Origin of the sequence: Brevundimonas sp. DS20, from assembly GCF_001310255.1 — a bacterium.
GTDB lineage: Bacteria > Pseudomonadota > Alphaproteobacteria > Caulobacterales > Caulobacteraceae > Brevundimonas > Brevundimonas aurantiaca.
This window is the reverse complement of record NZ_CP012897.1, coordinates 1719196-1730951: the sequence shown is the minus strand read 5'-3', so window position 1 is coordinate 1730951 and position 11756 is coordinate 1719196. Positions and strand designations below refer to the sequence as shown.

Below are 11756 nucleotides of genomic sequence, written 5' to 3'. Positions count from 1 at the left end.
GGCCGCCCGAAAGCAGAGCTTCCCAAGTTCGCCTTTGAGTCAGCAGCAGTCGTGTCGGCGACTCGTTAGCCTTCGGCTTCAGCTTGCCTACGGAGATCTTCCAGCCGTTCGGTGCAAATGGTCGCCGTCAGGCCGCGAAGCACATCGACCCGCTCGGCCAACCATGCGAGCTCCTCGGCAGTGATCTTGAAGTGCTCGGAGTAGCGCGCCTTCACATAGGCCTCACGGAGAAGCTCGAAGCAGCGGCGTTCGAACTTGGTTTCACGGGGCCACGCGTCGGCGAGCCGGGTGTCGATGCCCTCGGCCTTTTTCCGGAGGAAGGCGAGGTTATGAGCCTTGCCGCTGTACAGCGTCGTGACGAGCAAGACGCAGTGGTAGAGATGCTCTGACGCTTGATGCAAGGAGAAGGCGGCCAGGTTGGCGCTTTCACGTTGGATATAGAAGCGAGCACCAGCCTGAAACTCTGCCGAGCTCGCCATCCACTTCTCGTAGTGTCGCTGCGCTTCCTCCAGCGCGAGACGCGCTCTCAAATCGGCCGGCTTGTGCAGCTTGCCCGCCGGGGTATCGTAGACCACCACGCCTTCGCGCACGATGTCGGCGAAGAAGTACCGCCCACGGTCCAGCTGGTCGTTCACGTCGTCGAGCGAATGGACGATCAAGCTGACGGGGGTGCGAATGTCCGGACCGATGGGCATCGTCCGGTTCTCGGCCTCGTGCCAGAATTCGCGGTCGGTGAGGTCTTCATGATCGACGACGATCAGTAGATCGAAGTCCGAAAAATACCGTCCGACCGGGTCGTGCACCCAGTCGCCGCGCGCATAGCTGCCATAGAGAATGATCTTGAGGATCTTGCCGTGCTTGAGCCGATCAGCGCGCCGGGTGGCGGTCGCCTCCTCGAAAGCCGCGCGCACAGTCTCGACCACCTGGCGGAGTTCGGCCTGCTTGCGCGGCGGCAGATGATCAAGGCTCGTCTTCATGGCCGGAGTCTCCGCGATACGGCCGCACACGGCAAGGCTGAAACGGCCTTTCTGTCGACCTTAGCCTTGATGTCATGCCTGATTTCGCCAAACGAAAAAGCCGCGCGCCCCCAAAGGGCGCGCGGCGAGTTTTCGTCCCGGACGGTTCTATTCTGCGGCGAACGAATAGGCGTCGTCATCACTTGGCGCTTCGGCGCCCGGCTCTTCCGGCTCCGCCGCGTCCGACACCGTCCGCAGCGGCGCGGGCAACCACCCCTTGCCCTCGACCAGCCGCTCGGCGGCCTCGGCCATGTCCGCCTTCTTGAACCCGGCGATCCGCCCGGCCTCTTGGGCGCCTGCCGCCTCCGTCACCGCCTCCAGCACCTTGGGTTTGGCGACACGGGTGAAGTAGCTGGCCGCCGTCGCCGACCATGTGCCGGTCATGTCCAGTCCGACCGCCGTGGCCAGCGTCTCGGCCTGCGCCAAGGCGCCGGGCCTGCGGTCGTGCGGATCGCGCACGGCGTAGAGACCGACCCCGGCGCAACAGGCCATCAGGTCCAACTGGTCCGACGGGGCCAGCGCGGCCACGACACCCCAGAGGTCTTGGGGGCGCTCGGGCAGACGCGCGCCCCACGCCTCGCACCGGTCGCGGACCCGCCGACCGGCGGGACCGTCGTCCACCCCCGGCGCCAGCCGCTCCAGCCCCGTGGTCGTCAGCCGAAGCTGCAGGGGCGTCCAGACGCCGTAGCCCGGATAGAAGACCTGCAGGACGAGGGCGTGGACCACGGTCGCGAGCGCCGCGTTGACATCGGCCTGCACCGCGTCACGCAGCCCCATGGTCCTGTGGGCCGTCAGGTCGATCAGCAGCCGGTCCGACAACGCCGCTCCGCCCTCGTGGGGCGCGTCCGCGCCTGCCTGCGCCCCACCGTCCGCACCGTCGTCCGCCGCCTCTTCCTCCGACCACGGCGACGGCGGATCGGCGGGCACGTCCTCGGCCCGGACCAGACCGCGTTCGAAGCGGGCGAGGCCGTCGTGGCCGAGCATCACCATGACCCCGGCGCGCGCCCTGGCCTCGGGGGCGTAGGCGAAGTCGGGACCGAAGGCCTGCAAGGCCTTGTCGATCTCCTCCAGCCGCGCGTCGGCCTCGGGGGACAGGCCGTCGTCACCGGCCTCCGAAACGATGCCGTCGTACTCCTCGGACAGGGCCGCGATCTCGGCGGCGTCAGCCTCCGACCGTTCGACCGCGACCGGATAGACGCGACCGAACGCGGACAGGTCGGGATACTCCAGAGCCGCTTCGGCCCACTTCCAGCCCTCCCGCCCGCGCGCTTCGTCAGCCAAACCGGTCAGCTTCTCGCCGACGAGCCGGTCGAGCAGGACCACGTCCTCCAGCCAGCCCCCACCATCCTCAGTGAACAAATCCCGGAGGATTCCCCCGCCCGCCGCCTCATAGGCCTCGACGCCGACGAAGCGGACGCGCCGGTCGCCCACCGCCACCTTGGCCTCGGTCATGGCCCGGCGAATGGCGTGGACGGGACGATACTCGCCCAACTGCTCGAACACCTGCCGCTGCCGGTTCTGATCCTCGCTGACGCAGAAGGCCATCAGCTGGTCCAAGGCCAGCGCCCCGGCCCGATAGGCCGCCATCAATTCAGGCGCCGCCGCGCCCAGCCGCAGCCGCTGACGCACGACATGGGCCGACACCCCGAACCGGGCGCCGATCTCCTCGGCGCCGTAACCCCTCTCTTCGGCGAGCCGCTGGAAGGCCTCGAACTGGTCGGCGGGATGCATGGCCTCGCGCGTCATGTTCTCGTCGAGACTGATCTCGTGGGCGTCGTTCTCGGCGTCCACGATGCAGCGCACCGGATGGGTCCGCTTGATCGCCTTGCGCTTGGCCAACAGCCGCAGCCCCTGACGGCGGCCCTCGCCGATGGTCACGAGGTAGTTCCCGGTCGGAACGCCCTCCCCGTCCCGCTCGACCTCGACCACAGGCGGCTGCAACACTCCCTTGGCCTTGATGGAGGCCGCGAAGGCCTCGATGGTCGCCGGGCTGTGCGGGGTCTTCCTCGCATTCTTCGGCGAGGCCTTGAGCTGGTTCAGCGGCACGATCACCTCCGCGCCATGCTGCGGCGCGGTCGCTTCGGTCGGGGCGGTTTGGGTGGATTGAGCAGTCATGTCTCTGCCTCCTTTGGGCAAGGGTTGCAGGCACGCGAACCGCGCGCCTGAAACCCTGCCCGTCGGCGAGACCGGGGTAGCAAGGGCCAGGGCGGACCGGCCGGAGGGGGATCGCCCGACCTGCACAAGCCTGACCGTGATGATTGGCATGACGCCCTTCGCCTGCGCGGAAGGTCGGGGAGACCGGCCGGGCCGGCGGCGAAGCCGCTTTACCCTGGCCTGCGCGAGGGCGTCGCCCTTAGCTCTTGGCGGCGGCGTCGCCGGCGCGGTCGCGCGCCTCCAGACCTGAAGCGTCGCAAGGGCGTGGCGCGGACACTTTGCGCCCGGCCGATTGTCGCGCCGGGATCTCCGGCGGCCTCAGTTTTGTATCAGTCGAAGCAGCGTTCCGTCGGGATCGATCAGGGCGCCCACCCAGCCGCCCCAGTCCTCGACCCTCGGCGCATGCAGGCGCGGCTGGCCCCAGCAGGTTTCGGCGAGTCCCGTCGACTTGCAGATCTCATAGAAAGTGTCGAGATCGTCCAGTCGCAGGCAGCAGCTGAAGTCGTTGGTCGACGGGTCGAGGTCGGGATGGGGGAAGAACTCCAGCGTCAGTTCGCCACGCGTCAGGATCATCCAGCCGTCGTCGCGCCAACCCTGGACGAAGCCAAGGGCGATGTAGAAGCGCGAGGTCGCTTCGAAGTCGCGGGACGGGAGGTTGGGGGTTGCGTGATCGCTCATCGCGCCAGACTAAGCGCAGCAACCCTTTCCATCCACCTGGATCGGCGGACAGGGCACGTCGGCGTAGGAGCAGAAGACGCAACAGTCACCGGCCTTGGGCTTGAGCGTTCGACCGCAGCCCAGGCAGTCATAGAAATACAGGCAGGCGTTCGTGGGCATGGTCTCGGTCGCAGAGTGGCCGCAGTGCGGGCACACCAGCGTGGACTGCAACTCCACCGCGGCCGTCATCGGGCCACCGCCAGGCGGGGCAGCGCCCACGGCTCGATGATGGGTTGCCAGGCCAGAGACAGCGTGACCAGCACCGTGGCCGCCACGAGCAGCCAGAACGCCACACGCGACGGCCGCCGGCACGACGCATCGCGGCGACATCGCTGGCGCCGCCGCCAGTGAAGCGCCCATCCTGCGAGCAAGGCCGCGATCGCGACGAGCGTCAGCCAGCCGCGCATCCCGGCGATCACCGCCGCTCCCGCGAACGTGACCCCTGCGAGCGAGAGCGCGAGCGGCAGGACGCAACAGGCGGCCCAAGCGAACAGGGACGCGGCGGCGCCGGCGGCGGCTGACACGCTGACCGCCATCTCCGGAACGTTTCCGTTTTTGTTTTCTGGCGCGTCCATGGCTTTCCCTCGCTCGATCGATCGCTAGGATGCAACCCGTAGCGGCTACGGGATCAAGCGGAAATGTCGGCGAGTGTCTTGACGATCGGAAAGTTGGCGGCGGGCGCCGGCGTGAACCTCGAAACGGTGCGCTACTACGAAGGCATCGGCCTGATGCCGAAGCCGGGCCGCACCCGCGGCGGCCACCGCAGCTATGACCCCGAACATCTCGAGAGGCTGCGGTTCATTCGCCGCTCGCGGGAGCTGGGATTCGGCGTCGACGCCATTCGCAAGCTGATCGCGCTTAGCGAACCGGGCCTGCAAGCCTGCGCCCAGATCAGGGACCTTGCGAGCGAGCATGTCGCCGGCATCGACGCCAGGATCGCCGACCTTCAAAGATTGCGGGGTGTGCTCCAGCAAGCGGTCGACGCCTGCGAGGCGGGCCGGCGAATCCACTGCCCGGTCATCGCCGAACTCGGCTCATCGGAGCCGGCGAGGGCCTTGCTCCAGACCCGTCGATCTTGACTCGGCATGGCGTGAGGAGCCTAGTCGGGTTCGCATGTGGGCCCTGATCCGCTCCCTTCTCGTCGCCTTGGCCCTGACCGGCTTCGTCGGTCAGACGACGGCGCATGCGACCCCTTCGCCCCCGATGACGCCGGCGACGGCGACCACGATGGACATGTCGGACTGCTGTCCGGACTGCCCCGAAACGGCCGCGCCGGTTTCTGACCCGTCCTCCAAGTCCAAGGCGCCGTGCCGGGACATGAGCTCCGCCTGCCTCGCCAAGGTCGGCTGCGCCGGCCTGGCCGTTCCCTTCCCCGGCCCGGCGGCGCTGGCCGCCCCGTTTCCCCCACATCGTCTGGCCGTCCTGCGTCCGGCCGACACCGACCGCGACGGAGTCGGTCCGCGGCCGCTGCAAGGTCCTCCAAAGCCCCAGGCCTGAAGCCACGCCCTGAACGACTGCCGACGCCGTCTGGCGTCGCGCCGCCGTCCGTCGCGCTCGCTCGAGCCTCGTCAACTTTCGGACCTTGACCCATGTCGAACCCCATTTGGCCGACCGCGCCAGGCGTCGCGCCGCGCCGCGCCGGCCTCGCGGCGAGCCTGATCGCCCTGCTCCACGCGTCCGGGCCCGCCCTCGCCGACCCCCTTACGTTCGACCAGGCCCTGACCCGGGCCGAGTCGGCGCCGGATCTGAGAGCCAGCGACCTGGAGGTCGCAGCCGCCCGCTCCGGCGCCGACGCGGCCGGACGACTGCCGGACCCGGAGTTGACCTTCGGCGTCGACAATTTTCCGGTGTCGGGTCCGATGGCCGGCCGCTTCGGCGACGACGAGATGACCATGGCCCGCATCGGCCTGATGCAGAGCGTGCCGAGCGGCGAGCGGCGGCGCGCCGAACGCGCGGTCGCCGACGCCGACATCGGCGTGGCCGAGGCCCGGGCGGGCATCGCCCGGCGCGACGTCCGCCTCGCGGCGGGGCTGGCCTGGATCGACCTGCACTACGCCGACCGCAAGCGCCGCGCGGTCGAAGAGGTCCTGGCGACCCTGGAGCCGCTGTGGGAGGCCGCCCCCGCCGGCGTCGCCTCGGGCGCCGACCGGCCGGCGACGGGGCTGGCGCCCGTCCGCCTCAGGGCCGCCCTGGAAGATCGACTCGCGGGCCTGCGGGCCGACGAGGCCCGGGCGCGCGCTGAGGTGACCCGCTGGACTGACGATCCCGCGCCCACGACCGCCGGGACGCCGCCTCACGTCGAGGTCGATCCTGCGACCCTGCGGGCCGCCCTGGACCGCCTGCCGATGCTGCAGGCCTACGCCGCGGCGGGCACGCGCGCCGACGCCGATGTCGCCATGGCCCAGGCCGGGCAAAGGCCCGACTGGGCGTTCGAGGTCGAGTACGGCCGACGCGACCCGATGTTCGGCGACATGGTCTCGGTCGGCGCGCGTGTCAGGTTGCCTCTGTTCGCCGACCAGCGACAGGCTCCGGTGATCGCGGCCCGGTCCGCCGACGCCGCCCGGGTCCGTGTCGAGCGCGAGGCCGCGCTGCGGACGCTGCGGGCTCAGCTCGAGAGCGACCTCGCAGACCATGTCATGCATCACGACCAATGGCTGAGGGCGCGGGACGTGGTCCTGCCTGACGCCCTGCGGCGCGCGGACCTGGAGACCGCCAGCTACGGCGCGGGCCGCGCCGGGATCGGCGAGGTGCTGGAAGCCTTCACCGCCGTCGCCGACGCCCGCCTGGAGGCGTTGGACCGCGAGGCCGCCGTGGCCCGCGACGCCGTGCGGCTCACGCTCATCTATGGGAGCGCCGATCAATGACCCGCCTCATGTCCCCCCGCGCCCGGCTGGCGGCGGCGGCCGTCCTGTTGCTCGCCGTCGGCCTGGGCGGCGGCCTGCTGGCCGGCCGATGGCTGCCGGCCGCCAAGGCGCCGACCGCCGCCTCGGGCGACGGCCGCGCCGTGCTCTACTGGTACGATCCCATGGTCCCGGACCAGCATTTCGACGCACCTGGCAAATCGCCCTTCATGGATATGCAGCTGGTTCCTCGCTACGCCGACGAGGCCGGCGCGGCGCCGGGCGTCCGCATCGACCCGTCCCGAATTCAGGCCTTGGGCGTCCGCTTCGCCACGGCGCGACAAGGTCGGCTGGCGGACGATCTGACCGCCACCGCCGTGGTCGATTTCAACCAGCGCGACATCGCCGTCGTCCAGGTCCGAGCCGCCGGATTCGTGCAGCGGACCTACAATCGCGCGCCCGGCGACATCATCGTCGCCGGGGCGCCGCTGGCCGATCTGCTCGTCCCGGACTGGGGCGGGGCCCAGACCGAGTATCTGGCGGTGCGGCGCAGCGGCGACGATCGCCTGATCGAGGCGGCGCGCCAGCGCCTGGTGCTGCTGGGCATGCCCGAGAGCCTGATCACTTCGGTCGAGCGGAGCGGCCGGCCGCGCACCGTCATCACCGTCACCAGTCCCATCGGCGGCGTGATCCGCACCTTGGGCGTCCGGTCTGGCATGAGCGTCCCGGCGGGCGCGACCCTGGCTGAGATCAACGGCCTGTCGACGGTCTGGCTCAACGCCGCCGTTCCTGAAGCCCTAGCCGGCCGCCTGCGCACCGGTCAGATGGTGGACGTCACGCTCGCCGCCTTCCCGGGCGAGCGGTTCACCGGTCGTCTCACGGCTCTGCTGCCCGAGGTGGCCGGCGAGAGTCGCACGGTCACCGGGCGCGTCGAACTCGCCAACCGTGGCGGCCGGCTGCGGCCGGGGATGTTCGGCCAGATCGCCCTCGGCGGTGGCGGAACTGACGCCCTGGTCGTCCCTTCCGAAGCGGTGATCCGCACCGGAACCCGTACGCTGGTCATGCTGGCCGAGCCGGGCGGGCGGTTCCGCCCGGCCGAGGTCCGTATCGGCCGCGAGGCCGCCGGCCAGAGCGAAGTCCTCGCCGGCCTCGCCGAAGGGGAGCGGGTGGTGGCCTCCGGCCAGTTCCTGATCGATTCCGAAGCCAGCCTCTCAGGGGTCGAGGCGCGGCCGATCGGATCGCCCGGCGCCGCGACGGCGGCGGCCGCTCCGACAGTCCACCAGACGACGGGACGGGTCGAAGCCTTGACGCCCGGGTCAATCACCATTTCGCATCCGCCGATCGCCAGCTTGAACTGGCCGGCCATGACCATGGCCTTCGACCTTCCCGACGCCGCCCGTACGCGCGGCCTGGCCGTCGGCGACCGGGTCCGCCTCGACTTCGAGCTGAAGGCCGGCAAGGCGACGATCCTGCGTCTCACCCCCGTCGAGGCCAGACCGTGATCGCCGCCGTCATCCGCGCCTCGGTCAAGGCCCGCGTCTTCGTCCTGCTTGCGGCGCTGGCCCTACTCGCCGCCGGTCTGTGGGCCGCGCGCAGCACCCCGGTCGACGCCCTGCCGGACCTCAGCGACGTTCAGGTCGTCATCCGCACGAGCTATCCGGGCCAGGCGCCCCAGATCGTCGAGAACCAGGTCACCTATCCGTTGGCCACGACAATGATGTCCGTCCCGGGCGCGCGCACGGTGCGCGGCTATTCCTTCTTCGGCGACAGTTTCGTCTATGTGCTGTTCGACGACGGGACCGACCTCTACTGGGCCCGCTCACGGGTGCTGGAATACCTCAACCAGGCTCAGTCCAGGTTGCCCGAGAGCGCCCGACCGGCGCTTGGGCCGGACGCCACCGGCGTGGGCTGGATCTACGAATACGCCCTGGTCGATCGGACCGGCCGCCACGACCTGTCGCAGCTGCGGTCCCTGCAGGACTGGTTCTTGCGCTATGAGCTCAAGACCGTGCCGGGCGTAGCTGAAGTCGCCAGCGTCGGCGGCATGGTCAAGCAATACCAGGTGGTCCTCGATCCGGCCCGGCTCGCCGGCTACGGCGTCACCCACCAAGCCGTCGTCGAGGCCATCCAGCGCGCCAATCAGGAGACCGGCGGCTCGGTGCTGGAACTGGCCGAGGCCGAATACATGGTCCGGGCCAATGGCTACCTGACCGACCTGGACGATTTCCGGGCCGTGCCCATCCGCGCCGCCGCAGGCGGCGTACCGATCCGGCTCGGCGATGTGGCGACGGTCCAGATCGGTCCGGAGATGCGACGCGGCATCGCCGAACTGAACGGCCAGGGCGAAGTCGCCGGCGGCGTGGTGATCCTGCGCTCCGGCGAGAACGCCCGCGCCGCCATCGCAGGCGTCCGCGCCAAGCTCCAGACCTTGAAGGCGAGCCTGCCGCCCGGAGTGGAGGTGGTCACGACCTATGACCGCTCACAGCTGATCGACCGGGCCATCGCCAATCTGAGCGGCAAGTTGCTGGAGGAGTTCCTGGTCGTGGCCCTGGTCTGCGCCCTGTTCCTCTGGCACGTCCGTTCGGCCCTTGTCGCGGTTATAACCCTGCCCCTGGGGGTCCTGGCGGCCTTGCTGGTCATGCGCGTCCAGGGCGTGGACGCCAACATCATGTCGCTGGGCGGCATCGCCATCGCCGTCGGGGCAATGGTCGATGCGGCGGTGGTGATGATCGAGAACGCCCACAAGCATATCGAGCGCTGGGAGCATGAGCATCCGGGCGAGCGCCTCGCCGGCGAGACCCGCTGGCGGATCGTCACCGACGCGGCGGCCGAGGTCGGGCCGGCGCTGTTCCTCAGCCTGGTGATCATCACCCTGTCGTTCGTGCCTGTGTTCAGCCTGCAGGCCCAGGAGGGCCGGCTGTTCGCGCCGCTGGCCTTCACCAAATCCTACGCCATGGCCGCCGCCGCGATCCTGTCGATCACCCTGGTCCCTGTGCTGATGGGCTATCTGATCCGAGGCCGCATCCCGGCCGAGGCCGACAATCCGTTGAATCGCGCACTGACGCGGGCCTATCGGCCTGCGCTGGACTGGGTGATGGGCCGGCCCCGGCTGACGCTGGTTCTGGCCGCGCTCGTCCTGGCCACCACGGCCTGGCCGCTCAGCCGCCTGGGTGGCGAATTCCTGCCCAATATGGACGAGGGCGACCTGCTGTATATGCCCTCGGCCCTGCCGGGGCTGTCGGCGGCGAAAGCCTCGGAACTGCTGCAGCAGACCGATCGCATGATCCTGACGGTGCCCGAAGTGAAGACGGTGTTCGGCAAGGCCGGCCGCGCTGAAACCGCCACCGATCCCGCGCCGTTGGAGATGTTCGAGACCACCATCCAGTTCAAGCCGCGCGACCAGTGGCGGCCGGGCATGACGCCGGACAAGCTGGTCGAGGAACTCGACCGGGCCGTCCAGGTCCCGGGCCTGGCCAATGTCTGGGTGCCCCCTATCCGCAATCGCATCGACATGCTGGCGACCGGGATCAAGAGCCCGATCGGGGTCAAGGTCTCGGGCGCGGACCTGGCCGAGATCGACCGCATCGCCGCCGAGGTCGAACAGGCGGCCAAGAGGGTGCCCGGGGTCAGCTCGGCCCTGGCCGAGCGGCTGACCGGCGGCCGCTACGTCGATGTCGACATCGACCGCGCCGCCGCCGCCCGCTACGGCCTGAACATCGCTGACGTACAGTCGATCGTCGCCGGCGCCATCGGCGGCGAGACCATCGGCCAGACGGTCGAGGGCCTGGCCCGCTATCCGATCAACGTCCGTTATCCGCGCGAGCTGCGCGACAGCCTGGAGGGCCTGCGGGCGCTGCCGGTGCTGACCCCCGGCGGCCAGCAGATCACCCTCGGCACGGTCGCCGACATCCGCATCGCCGACGGCCCGCCGATGCTCAAGACCGAAAACGGCCGCCCTTCGACCTGGGTCTATATCGACGTGCGCGGCCGCGACCTGGCCTCGGTCGTGGACGATCTCAAGACAGCGGTCGCCCGGGATGTGCGGCTCACGCCCGGGGTCAGCGTCGCCTACGCCGGCCAGTTCGAATATCTGCAGCGGGCCGAGGCGCGATTGATGCTCGTCGTGCCGGTCACCCTGCTGATCATCTTCGGCCTGCTCTACCTGACCTTCCGCCGGCTGGACGAGGCCGCCATGATCATGGCGACCCTGCCGTTCGCCCTGACCGGCGGCGTCTGGATCCTCTACCTGATGGGCTATCACCAATCCGTCGCGACCGGCGTGGGCTTCATCGCCCTGGCCGGGGTCTCGGCGGAGTTCGGCGTGGTCATGCTGATCTACCTCAAACACGCCCTGGCCGACCGAGGCCCCGCGCCGTCGCCGGACCAGGTCGTCGAGGCCGTACGCGAAGGCGCGCTTCTACGGGTGCGCCCCAAGGCCATGACCGTGGCGGTGATCCTCGCCGGCCTCTTCCCTATCCTGATCGGCCATGGCGCCGGTTCGGAGGTCATGAGCCGCATCGCCGCGCCCATGATCGGCGGCATGCTGACCGCCCCCCTGCTCTCGATGCTGGTGATCCCCGCGGCTTACCTGCTCCTGAGACGTCGACGTTTCCCTTCCATCGCTTCAACTCAAGGAGACACCCCATGAAGCGCTACCTGACCCTGACCGCCCTGGCTTCAGCCGCCCTGCTCGCCGCCTGCGGCCAGCCCGCCGATAAGGCCGCCACGCCAGCGGCTGAACCCGCTGCCGCCGAACCCGGCATGGCGCCGATGGCGCCCGCCGCGACGGCGGACAAGACGGGCCACGGAACCGGCGTCGTGACCGCCATCGACGCGGCCGCCGGAACCGTGACCTTGGACCACGGGCCGATCCCGAACATCGGCTGGCCGGCCATGACGATGGCCTTCAAGACCCCCCCGGCGCTGCTGGCGACGGTCAAGACCGGCGACAGGGTCAGGTTCGACCTGGTGATGAAGGACGGCGCCGCCGAGATCACCGCCATCAGCCCGGAATAGATCGGCTGAAACG

At 69.9% G+C, this 11756-nt stretch carries 11 protein-coding genes; 6 read left to right on the top strand and 5 right to left on the bottom strand.

Annotation, left to right across the window (positions count from 1 at the left end; all coding sequences use genetic code 11):
* Positions 1–65 precede the first annotated feature (65 nt).
* The 5 genes from JL11_RS08385 to JL11_RS08370 form a co-directional block, all read right to left on the bottom strand.
* Positions 66–977 carry a HEPN domain-containing protein gene (locus JL11_RS08385; RefSeq protein WP_054765272.1) on the bottom strand — a complete coding sequence of 304 codons (912 nt, stop codon included), beginning with the start codon at positions 975–977 and terminating at the stop codon, positions 66–68.
* Between the two features lie 147 nt (positions 978–1124).
* Positions 1125–3131 (bottom strand): ParB/RepB/Spo0J family partition protein, encoded by a 2007-nt coding sequence (locus JL11_RS08380; RefSeq protein ID WP_054765271.1) that lies wholly within the window; start codon positions 3129–3131, stop codon positions 1125–1127.
* 357 nt (positions 3132–3488) lie between these two features.
* Positions 3489–3848 (bottom strand): bleomycin resistance protein, encoded by a 360-nt coding sequence (locus tag JL11_RS08375; protein ID WP_054765270.1) that lies wholly within the window; start codon positions 3846–3848, stop codon positions 3489–3491.
* A 9-nt stretch (positions 3849–3857) separates the two neighbouring features.
* Positions 3858–4076: a GDCCVxC domain-containing (seleno)protein gene (locus tag JL11_RS17190; protein WP_082382644.1), complete on the bottom strand. Its 219-nt coding sequence runs from the start codon at positions 4074–4076 to the stop codon at positions 3858–3860.
* A complete protein-coding gene (locus tag JL11_RS08370) occupies positions 4073–4462 on the bottom strand; it encodes a hypothetical protein (protein WP_054765269.1) in 390 nt (129 codons plus the stop codon). The genes JL11_RS17190 and JL11_RS08370 overlap by 4 nt, the downstream gene beginning before the upstream one ends.
* Before the next feature lie 78 nt (positions 4463–4540).
* Between JL11_RS08370 and JL11_RS08365 the strand changes: the two genes are divergently transcribed.
* The 6 genes from JL11_RS08365 (at position 4541) to JL11_RS08340 (ending at position 11743) form a co-directional block, all read left to right on the top strand.
* Entirely contained in the window at positions 4541–4966 is a 426-nt protein-coding gene (locus JL11_RS08365) for a MerR family transcriptional regulator (RefSeq protein WP_224761354.1), read from the top strand.
* A 34-nt stretch (positions 4967–5000) separates the two neighbouring features.
* The gene (locus JL11_RS08360) at positions 5001–5384 is read left to right on the top strand and encodes a hypothetical protein (protein WP_054765267.1); all 384 of its coding nucleotides are present in this window, start codon (positions 5001–5003) and stop codon (positions 5382–5384) included.
* Positions 5385–5476: 92 nt separating this feature from the next.
* Positions 5477–6751, top strand: a complete 1275-nt coding sequence (locus JL11_RS08355; RefSeq protein WP_082382643.1) for a TolC family protein — start codon at positions 5477–5479, stop codon at positions 6749–6751.
* A gap of 8 nt (positions 6752–6759) precedes the next feature.
* Positions 6760–8229, top strand: a complete 1470-nt coding sequence (locus JL11_RS08350; RefSeq protein ID WP_054766879.1) for an efflux RND transporter periplasmic adaptor subunit — start codon at positions 6760–6762, stop codon at positions 8227–8229.
* On the top strand, positions 8226–11375 hold the full coding sequence (locus JL11_RS08345; RefSeq protein ID WP_054765266.1) for an efflux RND transporter permease subunit: 3150 nt from the start codon (positions 8226–8228) through the stop codon (positions 11373–11375). Before JL11_RS08350 ends, JL11_RS08345 begins: the two co-directional genes overlap by 4 nt.
* Entirely contained in the window at positions 11372–11743 is a 372-nt protein-coding gene (locus JL11_RS08340; RefSeq protein WP_054765265.1) for a copper-binding protein, read from the top strand. Before JL11_RS08345 ends, JL11_RS08340 begins: the two co-directional genes overlap by 4 nt.
* Positions 11744–11756 lie beyond the last annotated feature (13 nt).